Annotated in this window: 6 protein-coding genes and 1 tRNA gene; all 7 read left to right on the top strand. The window is 44.2% G+C overall.

The genetic code is table 11. The features are described 5' to 3' along the window. Positions 1-49: 49 nt before the first annotated feature. The 7 genes from LWP20_RS00675 (at position 50) to LWP20_RS00645 (ending at position 17687) form a co-directional block, all read left to right on the top strand. Positions 50-122, top strand: a tRNA-Met gene (locus LWP20_RS00675). Between the two features lie 836 nt (positions 123-958). Next, entirely contained in the window at positions 959-1651 is a 693-nt protein-coding gene (locus LWP20_RS00670; RefSeq protein WP_242926181.1) for a hypothetical protein, read from the top strand. Positions 1652-2043: 392 nt separating this feature from the next. After that, positions 2044-5685 (top strand): endonuclease, encoded by a 3642-nt coding sequence (locus tag LWP20_RS00665; RefSeq protein ID WP_242926180.1) that lies wholly within the window; start codon positions 2044-2046, stop codon positions 5683-5685. Positions 5686-6168: 483 nt separating this feature from the next. Further along, positions 6169-9846, top strand: coding sequence for a DUF8696 domain-containing protein (locus LWP20_RS00660; RefSeq protein ID WP_242926179.1), 3678 nt, complete (start codon positions 6169-6171; stop codon positions 9844-9846). Positions 9847-9851: 5 nt separating this feature from the next. Continuing rightward, the gene (locus LWP20_RS00655) at positions 9852-10811 is read left to right on the top strand and encodes a PorP/SprF family type IX secretion system membrane protein (RefSeq protein WP_242926178.1); all 960 of its coding nucleotides are present in this window, start codon (positions 9852-9854) and stop codon (positions 10809-10811) included. A gap of 948 nt (positions 10812-11759) precedes the next feature. Continuing rightward, positions 11760-16712 carry an ice-binding family protein gene (locus LWP20_RS00650; RefSeq protein WP_242926177.1) on the top strand — a complete coding sequence of 1651 codons (4953 nt, stop codon included), beginning with the start codon at positions 11760-11762 and terminating at the stop codon, positions 16710-16712. A gap of 24 nt (positions 16713-16736) precedes the next feature. After that, positions 16737-17687, top strand: a complete 951-nt coding sequence (locus LWP20_RS00645; protein ID WP_242926176.1) for a PorP/SprF family type IX secretion system membrane protein — start codon at positions 16737-16739, stop codon at positions 17685-17687. Positions 17688-17696 lie beyond the last annotated feature (9 nt).

Raw genomic sequence — 17696 nt, 5'->3', positions numbered from 1 at the left:
AAGCTTGCAAAGTATAAATCAATATACTACTTTTGTCATACAATAACAGTGCGGGATGGAGCAGTTGGTAGCTCGTTGGGCTCATAACCCAAAGGTCACAGGTTCGAGTCCTGTTCCCGCTACCTAAAGAGAAGCCTGATTCAGAAATGAGTCAGGCTTCTTTGTTTTATAGTCATTTCAAATTCACTTCTCAGGCTTTTAACGGCACCTGCAAGCACGCTTTGTGTAACATAATTTTTTTTTCAGTTCTCCTTCCTGCTGCACCACCGCTAAATATTTTGCTTCTGTTCATTTTTATAGCGCTATAAACTTTAGGTTAAAGCCAGCTTATGTCAGTTTTATATGAACGTTTTTTCATGTGTGAACATGCTAGGTTGGCCATTATGCATTCATTTTGCTTCCTATAAATAGTTTTATGTTACCTAAACTACGTTTTCTCTATTTTTAAATTTGTAATCTGTAGTAAAAACATGTGGCTTGACTACTTGAATTCAAGCCCAAAAAAGGCAAATAAAAACGAGCTACTTAAAACGAATTATCAGGCTTAACCCATACATAGTGAAATTTGTATTAACAAAGAATGAATTGCAAATTTAAGGCTTGATGTATGTTAAGTCATAGATTACAAGTCTTCGTCATTTTGTAACTCTTTACATGTTGTACAATGCTTGAACTAGGGTTCTTTAAGCCATTTGAAAAGTCAACTTTTACAAATAATCAATGCTTCTTATGTGGGCTTGAATTAGATGTTGATACTAGAAGTGATGAGCATATATTTCCAAAATGGCTTCAAAGGAAGTACTCTTTGTGGAATCAGTCATTGCTAGTGCTTAATCAAACGCCAGTGCGTTACAGATACCTTACCGTTCCATGTTGCAAGGAGTGCAATGGGGTGCACTTGTCTAAAATGGAAATAAAATTTCAATTCCTCTTCGACCGCAGATTTGAGAACTTGACCATGGATGATGAGCAAGTGATTTTCCAGTGGACTAGTAAATTGCTTTATGGTACCATGTTTAAGGAATTGTCTTTGTTATATGATAGGAGCAACCCGCTGAAAGGAAATATTCTGCCTGTTGAATTCGTGGAAAGTTATGAAGCAATGCATTTGTTTCTGCAGTCAATAAGGATTCCAACAGAATTTGTAGACCCGAAGCCGTGGAGCATTTTTGTCTTTAATTATAAAGGACATGACTTTGATTACATGAATGATATTTCTGCCTTGGGTGTCAGTCTAAAATTTGGAGAAATAGGTGTGTCAATTGTGTTTCAAGACAATAATTGTGTCGAACTTTTTTTAAAGAAACTTAAGTATTTGCAAAGCTTTAGCCTCAACCATGTCCAGTTTCTGGAAGTTTCAGCCCGAATTTTTTATGGGAAGCACTTGGCTGAAAATACACCAAAGTATTTCCACATCTTCAACATGGAAGACAAGGTTTTGCGCGTAAACACTTTGAACAATTTGACCTTAAGAGAGTGGAATGATGAAGAATTTGCATTTTACCTTGAGCAAATAATTCGGAGGAATAAAATTGATATTGGGTTGCCTATCATGGACGAAAATAAATCATTCACCACCTACTTAGTTGACCAGGACGGTATTAAGTTCATTGACAAAATCAATAAGCTATTGTCAGAGCGTTCTGTCTAGTGATAGTCAAGCAACATTTCTAGAAAGGATATACTTCTGCTCTCTGTTAAGTATCAAAAAAGAACATATTTAAATAGAACAGACTTTAGGTTTATTCTGATGAGCGAAGTCGTATGACATGATCTAAACAGACGTTCAAGTTTCGTCCAAATTTACCTCACAGGCTTTTAGTTTTACCTGCTACCCCTGATGCTATACTTGCCAGTAGCACCAGAATACTAGACATAAAAACTTATTTAATGATCTGATTAATAGCTGGGTTTTTGGCTATTTCGATGAATATATGCAATAAATTTAATGAGTTGCGGTAACTTAATAGAAAGGTAACAGCAAAAGGTTTTTAGAAGAGATAGAGTCATTAACTTCGCCTATCTTTTCAACCCAACCTTTTCATGGCAAAAATTTTACATACCCTGTTCCTGCTGTTGCTTTTAACGCAATATGCCTGGGCACAATCTGTTCCGCCTTCTACCCTGTCAGGCGAATCTCTTAAAGTATGGCTCCGCGAAAACTGGTACAATGGTTACCATAAAACTTTAGGTTACGATGGCAGCCAGGGTGCGCGCGGGTACATGTATAGTTATGTCGATAACTATGACGGCAAAGTTACCTGTATTTATACAGGCTATCAGGAGCTAAAAGCTTTTAGCGCAACTGGCGGAAGTACAGCTATGACCAATATTAACTGCGAACATACTGTGCCGCAGTCATTTTTTGGTAAGTCTGACCCAATGGTTTCGGATATTCACCACCTCTTTCCAACACACTCAAAGCCAAACGGCACACGCAGCAACTATCCTTTTTCGGATATAAATGATGCCGTTACAACTACCTGGCACGTCGGCGACAGTAAAGGCTATTACACAACGGCAACTATTCCTACAGTTAACATAGATTCTTACAGCGAATCATACTCCAATACTTTTGAGCCGCGCGAAGATCATAAAGGAAATACTGCCAGAGCAATTTTCTATTTCTTTACGATGTACCCAACGCAGGCAGGAAGTATAACTAGTGTTGGTAATATAAACACCCTTTACCAGTGGCACCTGCAAGACCCTGTAGATGACCGCGAACGCGAGCGAAATAACCGCGTGCAGGCAGTGCAGGGTAACCGTAACCCTTATATAGATTATCCGGAACTGGTAGCAAAAGCGTGGGGGCTTGTGCCTGTTGTTTGTGAGCCAACTATACAGCTTAGCAACCTGGCTATTTCAGAAGTTACCACAACCACGTTTAAAGTTAGCTGGGCCAAAGGCAGCGGCGACAAGCGGTTGGTTGTTGTAAGAGAAAACGAAGCCGTTAATTTTACACCTACAGGAAGCTATACGGGTATTAACAGCAACTACAGCCTGGCCACAGACCAGGGGAGCGGGCACCGCATTGTTTATAGCAGCACTGGCGATAGCGTAGTTGTAAGAGGACTTTCTGCTAATAAAACCTATCATGTACAGGTTTTTGAGTTCTGCTCTTCCGGTAACAAGTATAATACCACAGCAGCCCCGTCCCTTGCAACTACCACATCAGATTATACTTGTTCTGGTATACCTTTGGCAATAACTGGGTTAAACAGTGCAAGTATAACTCAAACCGGTTTTACCCTGAACTGGGCCAATGGCTCCGGCGACGGCAGAATGGTAGTGCTTAAAAAAGATAACCCGGTTACATTTGTTCCGGCCAATGGCGAAGCTTTTACAGGCGCCAACGCAAACTATACTTTGGCAGCTGCACTTGCAGATGGAAGCAGGTTGGTTTACAACGGTAGCGGCAACAGTACGCAAATTATAGGTCTTATTGCCGGCTCTACCTATTACGCCCAGGTATTTGAGAGCTGCTCTAACGGTTATACTTACCAGATTACCAATGCACCGGTCCTGGAAATTAAAACGGCTGATGCGACACAGGTACCAACACCTGGCAACGGCAACCTGCTCGCGCTACAGGACTTTGATGGCACTGCATCTGATGGCTGGGTAGTAACCTCCGGATTTAGTAGTTCGGCTATAAATACTGGTTTGCCAAACGGGCAGCGCCTGCGCAGCGGCTCAAGTTTGCAAACTGCCAACGCAACCCGTGAGCTGATTTTCAGCGATGTGAATGTAGCTGGCAAACAGGATGTATACTTTGAGCTGTATAACTCATCTGTTTCGGTTACAACAGGCAATGGTTTTGATGCAGGAGATTACCTGGAAGTATATGTTGCGTTAGATGGTGCTAATTTTTCAGCAACTCCAGATATCAGGATTACTGCAAATGCCACTGATAATAACATTCGTTATGGCATGGATGGTACAGCAACTATAACAACCGCAGCAGGCACGCTGGTAGAGAAAATTTTTACAGAGAAATTATCTACTGGTAACATACTGTCTGCAGATAATGCACCATCTATACTTCGTGTAACCATACCAAATGGTACAACTACTGTAAAAGCAAAAGTTAGCATTAAAAATAACTCATCCAATGAAATCTGGAATGTGGAAGATGTGGCGCTGTTCGGAGTGAGCCCTGCAGTAGATTGCGATGCAGACCCACTGGAAGATTTCGCTGGAGCGGATAAAGTTGTCTGTAACGGGGCAAGTATAACTATTGGCGCACCAGCTGTAACAAGTTATACTTACCAATGGTCCACTGCTACCGGCTTATCAGGTGCTGCTCTTGCAAACCCGACTTTCACGGCTTCTACTCCTGGCACTTATACTTATACTGTAACGGCCACTAACGGAACCTGTACTTATTCAGACGATGTGGTTATAACGGTTAGTGCTGCTCCGCAGGCTCCTGTAGCAACTGCTGCTACTACCTGTGCAGGTGCAAGTGCTGTATTAGAGATAACAAACCCGGATGCATCATTAACTTATAACTGGTATGCATCAGAAACAGGCGAAACGTTGCTTGGAACCGGAGCTAATTTTACCACACCGCAGCTCACGGCCAATACAGCTTATTATGTAGGAGCCGCCACTGCTGCAGGTTGCCTGAGTGCTCTTACTAAAGTAACTGTAGATGTTAGCACCGCGCCAGATGCACCAACTATAAACGGGCCCTCAACTATTTGTGCTGGCGAAACAGTAATTTACTCCGCAACTATGCAGCCTGGTGTTATCGCTTATAATTGGAGCGTGCCTGCGAGCTGGGTAATTACATCTGGTGCCGGAACTCCGCAAATTGCAGTACAAGCTGGTAATGATGCCGGGGAAGTTAGCTTAGCTGTAGCAAACAATTGCGGTCCAAGTGCTGTAACTGTTCTGGCTGTTACAGTAACATTACCTGTTTCAAATAATACCATAAGTGCTGCGCAGGCAGTTTGTGCAGGCCAGGTGCCTGCAACTATAACGGGTACTATGCCAACAGGCGGAACAGGCTCTTATACATACTTATGGGAGACAAGCGCTGATGGTAACAGTTTTATACCTGCCGCCGGAGTGAACAATGCCAGAGACTATACTCCTGGGCAACTAAGCGCCACTACATTTATTCGCAGAAGTATAACTTCCGGTAATTGCGGCACTAGCATAAGCGAAGCGGTTAAAGTTACAGTAAACCCGGTTCCGGATAAGCCAGCTATTACGCAAACCACCAACCAGCTTACGGCAAGTATAGCCGGCGCCGCTTACGAATGGGCGAAAGACGGTATAACTATAACTGATGCGATATCACAAAGTATAACTATAACGGAATCTGGCAACTATACAGTGCGTGTCAGAAACGGGGAAGGTTGTTACTCTGCGTCTTCAGAGCCAATAGCGGCAGTGCTGCAACCAACCGGCATAGCCGATGCCATAGAAAAGTTAGGGCTTACTATTTATCCTAACCCAAGCCATGGCAAGGTGTTTATAGCTGCTAAACAACCCCTAATGCATGTAGAGGTGATCGTGGCAAATGCCGTAGGGCACATGGTGTATCGGCAGAAATTGCCTGTATTACAGGGTCAGCAGGAGCTTGATTTAACTCACCTGTCAACGGGTGTTTACCTGTTGCGCATTGTATCAGATAAGGGGCAGGCAAGCAGTAAGCTTTTTATAGTTGATTAAGTAAAGTATAAACCAGGCGTAATTTAGTATGCCATGCAAAGTTAAAAGCCCCTGTACTGCTAGCAGTATAGGGGCTTTTGTTTTGTAGCTGCTGATAACCATTCCGGATTCAAGATCTATACTTTAAAAGCAGCATTTAGCATGTGTAGTTCTCTTGCTTTAAGCGCTAAAAGTTTAAGTAAAATCGCCTATTGCTGTGCAAATCAGCTATTACATATTTATATCTTTCTTGTATTGCCTGCAACTGAAATCATACTTCACAAAGGCTTTTAGTTCTTTGCTATAGTTGCTGTAAGTAAAGGCTGCTATCTGAACTATCAGCTATAAATATAAAAACTTGAATAAATATGCTGCTGCAAGCCCTTAGCCTGAAACAGTTTAGGCCTTCTTTACGTGAAATATACTTGCGCTTGGCTTATTCATATTGCCTGAACTTATCTTCATAAAAGTACCATAGCGCAGTCACCCTTTAACCTTAGTCAGATGCGCTTACTTCTACCGAAGCTTTTCTACTCGGTGCTTTTTTTCCTGCTACTAGTTTCTGCTGGCCAGGCAATGGCACAGGCAAACTGCGCAGTAGGAATAAGTACACAAAGTAGTACGAACTTTTGCCAGGGCGGAAGTGCCTTGCTCGAAAGCACGAACAACTTTAATGCAACCAGCTGGCAATGGTTTCGGGATGGTGTTGCCATTTCAGACGGTACGGGTACTGCTGCTACTTATACTGCTACGCAATCCGGTATATATACCGTAGAGGCTAGCGGACCTAATTGCCAGCGCATTGTTTCGGCAGGGCGCATCGAGATAAACGTAACGCCAAAGCCAAACCTGCCTACTTTTGCCTTCGATCCGAACATCGCTGCCTGTGCAGGCACACCTATAAACTTCTTTATTACCAGTCCTGAAACTGATGTTAATTATACCTGGTTTTTTGGAGATGGTACCGTTGAGCAGGGTAACCCCAGATCCCATACGTATACTTCGGTGGGCACAGGTACTGTCACATTCAGGGTAAAGGTAATTGGCACACGCAATGGCTGCGACTCCGATACCGTTTCGCAAATTATATCAGTAAAGCAGGTGCCGGAAGTATCTTTCACTGAGAAAAATGATTTCCAGGTATGTATCCCTGATTCTGTGGAGCCCGGCGATACGGCCATTTTCGCAGAAATAACCAATACTACTCAAGCCCCTTTTAACACAAACATTGCTACCTATTTTGTTGACTGGGGCGATGGCAAAGGCGAAGTAACTTACCCGGGCCAGCCAAACCCATTTCCTCTTAAAAACCCAACTGCTTACGATACACTGGGTAATTACCCGATTCGGATAAGAGCGGTGAGTGCTAACGGCTGCGAAGCTATTTTTGAGCAAGTATTTAAATTCAGCCAGGAGCCTAAAGCCAACTTTTCACTGGATAAAAAGCGGGCCGAGCCAAATCAGAGTCCCGGGTGTATTCCTGTAATCGTTACGCCCACAGATAGTTCTTCAGGAGGCGACCTTAGTTACGAATGGTCGGTTCAACCCGATCAGGGGTATGAGTTAGAGTCAGGTTCACTTACGGGGCCTGATCCGGTTTTCAGGTTTACAGAATCGGGACTTTATACTATTCAGCTTATAGTTACAAACGGTTGTGCCAGCGATACCACTTCTCAGGGTATTGTAGTAGGCTACCCGCAGGTGCAGGTGCCTGCCGATGTTACAGAATGTGGCCCTACTACGGTAGATTATAGTGGCAGCGGAGGTACAGGAGGAGGCGGCCCCGGCGGAGGTACCGGCCTGTTTATAGATGAAAACCTGGGAACAATAAGCCGGGTAACCATTACAATTACAGGCCCTGTAAGCACAACGCAAACGTTCAGCACTTTTCCATACCAGTTCAACTATAATTTTACACAACCAGGTACCTATAAAGTATCAGTAGAGGCTGTAAACGAGTGTGGGAGTTCTAATTCCATTTATCAGGGACAGCCAGCACCGGCGCAAACAGTTATCATACTTCCGCTACCGGCAAAACCTACAATTCAAAATCCGGGCATAGTATGCGAAGGCGATACCGTGCGTTTGGCTCCAACAGGACCCGGCCCGGTATATGCCTGGTTCGATAGCCCTGAACCGGCCGCACTGCCTGTGGCCATTAGCCCGACTTTTACAACGCCGCCGCTTACCGGCAATGTTACTTATTATGTAGCAACCATAGATGTAAATAACTGCGGAAGCCCACGTACAGAAGTAGCTTTAACAGTACGCAGCCGTGTTACGAATAATAGTATAGAAGGAAATGAAATCGTAAGCCTGTGCAAAGGCGAAACACCTGCGGAATTAAAAGGAAGCCAGCCAGCCGGAGGCGATACCGGAACGCCTTATGCTTATACCTGGGAACGAAGCACTACCGGGCCAACATCTGATTTTACGGCAGCACCGGGTGTAAATAATACCATCAACTATAAACCGACAGAGCCTGTTACAACCACTACCTGGTTCAGGCGGCTTGTGTTTTCGGCAAGCTGCTCCGCAGATACAAGTAATGTTGTTGAGATTCAGGCAGTGGACCCAATACCAGCTAGCGCCAATACTATAAGCCCGGCGCAGGAGATTTGCGCCGGCGATACTCCGGAGCCGCTAATTGGTTCGCGGCCTACAGGTGGTGCAGGCGGCCCTTATACTTTCCTTTGGGAGGTAAGCACGCAAGGACCTGACCGTGGGTTTGTGCCGGCATCCGGCGCTAATAATGCTGAAAACTATACCATTGCAGGTGCACTTACACAACGGGAGAACTGGTTCAGACGCGCAGTTACATCCGGTGGCTGTACTTCATACTCAGAGCCTATAAAAATTACGGTGAACCCAGCGCTTGCTAATAACACGGTTGGCGATGCCCAAACAATTTGTACCGGAACTAGCCCGCAGCCACTTACAGGTTCTGCCCCTAGCGGCGGCACCGGCACTTATACTTATTTATGGCAAAGCAGTACAACAGGTGCCGCAGCAGGCTTTGGTCCGGCAGAGGGTACTAACAATGGGCAGAGCTATACTCCTGGCAACCTTACGCAAACTACCTGGTTCCGGCGTGTGGTAACCTCTGCAGCCTGTGCCGGCGATACCAGTGTTGCCGTACAGATCACCATTAATCAGGGTGTAACCAACAACAGTATCTCTGCAAATCAGACCATTTGCGAGGGCGAAACACCAGCTCCACTTACAGGCAGCACACCAACCGGAGGTACAGGCACTTATACTTACCTTTGGGAAAGCAGTATAAGCGGGCCAACTGCTGGTTTCTCGCCTGCGGCAGGTAATAACACAGGCCCCGGTTATACACCGGCAGCTATTACTCAAAAGACCTGGTATCGGCGCGTGGTAAGTTCGGCGGGCTGCTCCACTCCTTCCGAGGCAGTTGCAATTACAGTAAACCCTGCTCCGGCACCGCCTGTACTTACTGTGCGTAATGCTACAGCCTGTGCAGGCGGCTCAGCTACACTAACAATAGCAAACAGTAATGGCGGCACATACGAGTGGTTTACTGAAGCTTCAGGGGGTACCCCCATTTTCGTAGGAGCCACCTTCCAGACCCCGCCTTTAACGCAAACAACTACTTATTATGTGCAGGCTGTAAATACAAATGGCTGTGTTAGCACTACTCGTACAGCAGCAACAGTAACACTGGTAACACCAGAAGCCAGCGCCGGAGATGATGTTACCATTATTCAGGGTAAAACAGTGGAGTTGCGGGCTTCAGGAGGCACTACCTATAAATGGGAACCTACACAAGGGTTAAGCAGCGCCGATGTAGCTAACCCGGTAGCAAGCCCACAAGTTACTACAACCTATACTGTAACAGTAACCACTGCCGAAGGCTGTGTTGATATCGATGAAGTAACTGTAACAGTTATTCCGGCTATTGTGGCACCTAACGCTTTCACACCTAACCGCGATGGCGTGAACGAAGTATGGGAAATCGAAAATATAGAGAACTACCCGGATGTGCGGGTAGAGATATTTAACCGTTGGGGCAATCTTGTTTTCACCTCTAACGGTTACGGCACCCCGTGGGATGGTACCTACAATGGCTCAGACCTGCCAGTGGCTACTTATTACTACATCATTTACCTCAACAGCTCCGAGCGTCCTATCTCGGGTAACGTTACCATTATCAGATAATACCTATGAAGAAGCCGCTTTTATTATTGCTACTTTGGGTAAGCGTTGCCCTGCAGGCTTCGGCGCAGCAGCGCCCCCAATACAGCCAGTACATGGTCAATAACTTTCTCTTAAACCCTGCTATTACAGGCATAGAAGATTATGCTGATATAAGAATTAGCAACCGACGGCAGTGGGTTGGGCTGGAAGGCGCCCCGGTAACGTATTATGTTACCGCACATACTCCGCTCAACAAAGGCGCTGCCAGCACACGGTACCATAAAGCATTGGCACATCATGGCGTGGGTGTTATTTTCCATACAGATAAAACCGGTCCTTTGCGCCGTTCAGGCTTGTCTGGTACCTATGCTTATCACATGCCGCTTACCCGAAGTATAAATGCCTCGGCTGGCGTAGCCGCCGGGGTTATCCGTAATTCCCTTAATGCAAATGAGCTGCAGTTCACAAATCCGAACGATCCCCTGGTAGGAGGCGGTAATATAAACGAAAATATGATCGACCTGAGTCTGGGCTTCTGGTTATACTCGCGCGATTTTTCATTGGGTATAGCAGGGGCACAGTTGCTGGAGGATGCTGGTACTTTCCGGGCTGCCGAAGATGATAGAGCTGCTTTAAATCTGCAACGGCACTATTTTGTAACAGGTAGCTACCGTTTAAGCCCTACTCCTAAGCTAGATGTAATCCCATCTTTCATGTTAAAGCTGGCTGACCCGAGCCCGGCTGCTATAGATGCAAATGTGCGTGTACTATATGACGAGCGTTTTTGGGTAGGAGCCTCTTACCGGCATAAAGATGCCCTGGTAGGTATGGTTGGTGTATATGTTAATCCCTTGTTAGATATCTCTTACTCCTACGATGCTACAGTATCCAATATTAACAAAGTAAGCACAGGTACGCATGAAATAGTAGTTGGTTTTAAGTTGCTGAATAAGAGGCGCGTAATTTGCCCGCAATGGATCTGGTAGTGCTTTAAAATAACGATTACCTACATAAATATTACAGCTGATTAAATGAAAAGGAGTAAAAGATATGGTATATCTTTTACTCCTTTTCATTTAATGCATCCTGCGTACTCTAACATCCTATTACCTGTAAAGTTTGTTGACAAATAGGGTAGAAAAATCCTTTAGTCCTTCAGAGTCAGGACGCTACTTAATGCAAATTAAAATATCAAAATAAAGGCGCTATTTACTATCTCCTTGGCATTACAATTACAGAGGAGGGTCTTTAGTTAAGTACGGATCTCATCATCGTTTCAATCATCGCATCGCCTTCAGTGCAAACCTATAAATGCTCAGCAGTTACTGATTTAAACATATCTGGAATATTGCTGTAGCCTTAGATTTCTAAATACTTCTCTTTAGGTATAAAAATGTAGACACTTAATTTTCAGTCTTTTGGTTAACTGCTACCAACTTAAGGCTGCTTTATATGCAATTCTTTTTGAGATAATCACTTAAGCTGAACGATACAAATAAATTGCTGTAGTTTTGAGGATATTAATATGATTGTTTTTGATATATATGCTATTTAAAATAATTGTATAATTCAATTTTGCAGAGAATTGTCTTTAGGGATGTTCTTTATAAAATTTAAATATTTTCAAAACAGTATATTGCGTTTTTTCGATTTGTTTTTGCATTCATCCATAAATATTTTTTATTTTTTATATAAAATTTGTATTGCATTATAAATTATTAAAATTTAGATGTTTAAAAATTAAGCCCTGCAGTTTTTTTGCTTTATCAATGAAGGTATGTTGTTTTTCTTAGTGTCTGAATTGTATTAAAAAAATTGTAAATAAATAGTAATTCAAGTGTTAGCTTCTGATTGAGTACAAGACAAAAAGATAGCAAAGCTTGAGGTGTAGAACCTGAAAACAAATTAATATAGCGCATTTATACTAAAATTTAATGAGAAGCTTCTTTGAAAAAGTCATACTTTTTATAGTATGCTTTTGTGTATGCCCTCTTCTGGCATCTGCCCAGGGACCTATTTCTGTCGGCTCCTTTTATGAGTTCAGCATACTGGGTGCAACAAACGTAGTAAATACAGGTAGTACAGTTGTTAATGCCAGCCTGGGTGTAACAACAGGTACAATAACCGGTTTCCCTCCCGGCATCGTTGTTCGTGATACTCACGATAAAGATGCATTAGCCCTTCAGGCGAAACAAGATGCGCAAACTGCTTTTACAGAAGCAGCGGGCCGTACCAATACTAGTAGTTATACAAACTATAACCTGGGCGGCCGTACATTGTCGCCAGGGGTGTATGAGCTTAATGGTAGCAGCACCTTGCTTTCCGGAGAACTTGTCCTGGACGGAGAAAATAACCCGAATTCGGTTTTCATATTTAAAGTAAAGGGATTGCTGGATATTGCCAATAATGCATTGGTTACGTTGAAACGGGATGCAGCCAGCGCGCACGTTTACTGGATAATAGATGGCGACATGATAACGGGCAAAAGTGCTTCGTTAAAAGGTAACTTCTTAGCCCAACAGCATATCTCTTTAGGTGATGCCACCACTATTCAGGGCCGATTAGCCGCTTTGGGCGGTCAGGTTACTTTGATCAACAACCAGCTAAACATGCCGGCTGATCTCGAGATCACTCTGCAAAAGACTCCGGGAGTTAACGGTATCAACCGCTACGTTGTAGGCGAAACCATTACCTATACTATTAAGATAAAGAATAATGGGCCGGTTAATGAAGATAATGTTCAGGTAACCGACCTTCGTTTATCCGGGGTGGTAACAGGTTATAATTCAAGTATAGCAGGTACAACCTTAACCAAAAATGCAGATGATAGCTGGGTATGGAATGTAGGGCATATGGATTATAATACCGAAGCTACACTTACTATTACAGTGACCATAGATAAGCCCGGACCTGGTTTTATACGAGGGTTTGTAGGCGGAGCAAGTATAGATGAACTGCGCAATAACAACGCAGCAGATCTTAGCTTTTGTATAGTATTAGCAGATGCAGGTACTATTACAGGACCTACTAAATTGTGCGTGGGCAATACTGCAACTTATTCTATAGAACCTATTGAAGGAGTGAGCAAGTATACCTGGAATGTACCAATAGGTTGGACTTATACTTACAATGGTAACAGCATAACTGTAGTAGCCGGTGTTGGTGAAGGTGCTATTACAGTTACAGCAAATAATACCTGCGGCGAAAGCTTACCTAGCCGTTTGGCTGTTTCTACTTTCCCGGGGCCTCCTGCAAAACCAGGTGTTATATCCGGTAGCAAAGAGGTTTGCGTGGGCTCATCTGTAACTTACTCCATTGCTGATGTTGATTATGCGACATCTTATGAATGGATTTTACCGCAGGGCTGGACAAAGGTATCCGATTCGGGTACTTCTATTACTGTAATGCCAGGCGGTACTAACACCGTTAAAACCATTCAGGTCAAAGCCATCAACATGTGTGGTGCCAGCCAGGTAAGCACACTTGAAGTACAACCATTCCTGACAGTACCTGCGGCAACAGCGCCAATAACTGGTATAAATCCTGTCTGTTCATCCAGAGCCGCTGCTACATATAGTATTATATCACAGTCTGATGCTACCACTTATTTCTGGGAGGTACCATCTACCTGGGAGATTATAAGTGGCCAGGGTACCATAAGTATAACTGTGAAGCCTACTTCAGAAGCAGGTGCAGTTACTGTAAAAGCAGGTAACTCCTGCGGTTATGGTCCGGTTACATCTTTCAGTATCACGCCTGTAACGTCTGTGCCGCCAGCCCCAGGTGCTATTTTGGGATCGCCGGCAGCTTGTTTGGGCAGCAGCAATCAAAAATATTCTATTGAGCCTGTAAGTACAGCATCATCTTATATATGGTATGTACCTGCCGGCTGGACCATTACGGCGGGCCAGGGAACTAACGAGATCACAGTATCTTTATCAGCTACCGCCAGCCAGGGTAAAATTACAGTACAAGCCCAGAATGATTGCGGTGTTGGTGCCAGCAAAAGCCTCGATGTTTCTACCTTGCAAGCTGCACCTGCAACTCCGTTAGCAATAAAAGGTACGGCATATGGCTGCGCAAATAGCACCTTCACGTATGAAACAGATCCTGTAGCAACAGCGCAAAACTATACATGGGCTGTGCCTGATGACTGGCGCATACTAAGTGGTCAAGGTACTACTAAAGTACTGGTACTAATTGGCAGCAAGCCTGGTAACATAAGTGTTCGTGCATCTAATTCCTGCGGTGCAAGCGCCAATAAATCAATGATGGTGACCCCATTCATTAGCCCACCTATTCAGCCATATAGTATTGATGGTGCAGCAGATGTTTGTGTGGGCCAGCAAGGTGTAGTTTATACATTGAACCCGGTTGATAACACACTGGAGTATATCTGGGCAGTGCCAACTGGCTGGACCATTACTTCTGGACAGGGAACAACTACCATTACCGTTTCAGTAGGTACTTCAGAGGGATATATCACAGTAAGTGCTTCAAATGATTGTGGTGCCAGTACACCGGCATCCTTAAAAGTAACTCCTTCCAATACAGCGCCGCCTATGCCGACCAGCATAAGCGGAGAGCTCCGGGTATGTACAGGCCAGCAAGGGCTTACTTATTCTGTTGCCCCAGTGCCGGGTGCATCTGCTTACATATGGGAAGTGCCGGCAGGCTCAGGATGGAGAATTACTGCAGGGCAAGGTACCAGAACAATAACAGTATCAGCAGGAACTACAGCCATAACACTTAAAGTAATAGCTTTAAATGGTTGCGGTAAAGAAAGCCCTGCCCAAACAGCAGCTATTGTCTTCAAATTTGCCCCAATGAAACCAGCAATTATTGCAGGTGAAATAAAGCCATGCGTTGGTAAAGCTGTTACTTTCAACATAGCAGCAGTAATAGATGCTACAAGCTATACATGGGAGGTACCAACAGGTTGGGAAATAATAGGCGGTAAAAACGGAACCTCACTAACTGTTATACCAAATGCTACTGCAGGTAAAGTAAGAGTGATGGCATCAAACAACTGCGGTGTCAGCACCTTCCAGGAATTAGATGTAACACCTGCGACTGGAATCCCGGCAGCTCCGGCAGCCATTATTGGTAATCTGGATGCCTGCGTTGGCAGTATAGTTACTTATAAGGTAAATGCAGTAGCAGAAGCACGCTCTTACCAGTGGGAAGTGCCACAAGGCTGGACAATTGAAAGCGGCCAAGGAACAACAACAATTACGGCGAAAGTAGGAGCCGTAGGCGGTACTATTAAAGTAACTGCCGAAAACGCTTGTGGTATCGGATCATCAACTACCCAAGCCTTAACCACTTCTTCTTCTATACCTGCTAAACCGGGTATTATTACTGGCGCAATTGAATTCTGCGTAGGCACTACCCAGATATACTCTATCGAAGCAGTAAGCGGAGCAATTGCTTACCAGTGGAAATTTCCGGCAGACTATGAGATTGTATCGGGCCAGGGCACAACAACAGTTACAGTTAAAGCAGGTAAGACAGCAGGCCAGGTTACAGTAATAGCTTCCAACGGCTGTGGTATTAACACCAGCAATGCACTGACAGTAGTTCCTACAGATGGTGTGCCTCCTACCCCAGGCGCTATTACCAATAATAACGGGAAATTCTGCCAGAATACAGCCGGCCTGGTATTCAGTATTGCCAACGTAACTAGTGCTACATCCTATGTCTGGACTGTACCTCAAGGATGGGTAATTACAGACGGGCAAGGTACAACTCGAATAACAGTAACAGCCAGTACAACAAATGGCGAAGTAACAGTGGCCGCTTCCAACCTATGTGGTGTAGGAACAAGCACAACACTTGCTACCGGGCCACAGCAACCATTAGCAGCGCCAGGTAAAATTGAAGGTCCTGCTGCACCTTGTAACAGGAACTCGGAAGCAACATACTTTGTGCCGGCGATGGATGGTGTAGATAAGTATATCTGGACCTTACCAACCGGTTGGACAATCAAATCGGGAGATGGCACAAATAAGATTACAGTTATAGTAGTAGGAGAAGGCGGTGTGATTTCTGTAAAAGCAAACAACGTTTGTGGCGCAAGCCCGGAAAGTAGCAGAACAGTAACTACCGTTGGCAATGAGCCTGCTGCACCAATAAGTATAAACGGTACCACTAAACTTTGTGCTACTCATACTACTACTTATAATATTCAATCTTCTGCAACAGCTTCTTCTTATACATGGGTAATACCGCCAGGCTGGGAGATTGTAGAGGGCCAGGGAACAACTCAGCTCACAGTAAAAGTAGGTACTTCTTCTGGCGAGATAAGTGTAACAGCTGATAACGGCTGCGGCTCCAGTAGAGCCACCCTGTTAGTTGTAGCAACTGTTCCTGTTGCAACCATCAGCAGCATACGTGATCTCACTACTCCATGCAGAGGATTATCCTATGAGGTTAACCCTGCAGATAATGCCAGAATATATAACTGGACTGTACCGGAGGGTTGGGTTATTACATCAGGTCAGGGAACTACCACCATATCTGTAATTCCAGGACCTGGAAAAGGCCAGATAAAAGTATTCTCTAATAATGGAACATGCGATAGCGATGTAGCCTCTATCACACCAGACTTAGAGCTGCTAAAAAGTGTAGTGATTTTCCCGGATGTATTCTCGCCAAACAACGATGGTATCAACGATACATGGGAAGTGACCAACATTCTGAACTATACGGATAATGATATAACTATCCTGAACAGATGGGGCAGTGAAGTATACCGCAGCAAGTCTTACAAGAACGATTGGACTGGTGATAACTTAACAGAAGGTACTTATTACTATATCGCCCGTGTGAAGCTTTGCAATGGTACAGAAAAGGTGTTTAAGGGATTTGTGATGATAGTAAGGTAAGTATAACCTTTAAAGTATATCGAGATGAAAAAAATATGGGTGTTACTAGGGTTGCTATGGGCAAACGGCGTTTTGGCTCAGCAAGCCCCGCAATACACACAGTATATCTTTAATGAGATGATCATTAACCCTGCCTACACAGGTAGTAAGGAGGTGCTGAATATTAATGCAACCTACCGAAACCAGTGGACAGGTATAGAAGGTTCGCCTACGACGCAAACATTAAGTGTGGATGCTGCCTCCAGAAGCGCGAAGCTTGGATACGGCTTAAACATACTTAATGACAAACTAGGCGTGCAGCAGCAAATGGGAGCTTACGGCAACATAGCAGTGCGTTTACAGGTAGGTGCCAATTCTAAACTGGCAATGGGTTTTGCAGCAGGTGTGTCTCAGTATACCTTGGATGGCACCAGGCTGCACCCGGGTACCACTCAGCCGGATGTGGCAATACCACAAGGCCGGGAAACAGAATTGCTGCCTGATGCAAAAGCCGGTTTGTTCTTTAATACAGAGCTCTTTTATGCTGGTTTTTCAGTAGCTAACCTTATTCCCTTTAAAGGTGATGGTATGTATATAACTACACCACGACGTCATTACTTTTTATCGTCTGGTTATATTGTCAATATCAGCCCAAGCATAAAACTGAAGCCAAGCTTTTTGGTGAAGGAGGATTTTAAAGCTCCTACAAACGTGGATATGAATACTTTTATGCTATTTAAGGAGAGTATTTGGTTAGGAGCATCTTATCGCACTTCCGTGCCTCTGATGACCAAGCTGCCAAAAGAATACGGCCTGGAAAAGCGTAATGCCTGGGCTGTAATGACTCAGATATACATTATTCCAAAGTTTCGGGTTGGATACTCTTACGACATAAATCTGAACGGCATGCGAGAAAATGCAACCCATGAAGTATCACTTGGTTATTCCTTGTACAGAGATACTGATGCTCGTATGCTTACTCCACGCTACTTTTAATTTCCCGAA

The organism is Pontibacter vulgaris (genome assembly GCF_022758145.1).
GTDB lineage: Bacteria > Bacteroidota > Bacteroidia > Cytophagales > Hymenobacteraceae > Pontibacter > Pontibacter vulgaris.
The sequence above is the reverse complement of the archived record's forward strand: the minus strand, read 5'-3'. Positions and strand labels throughout refer to the sequence as shown.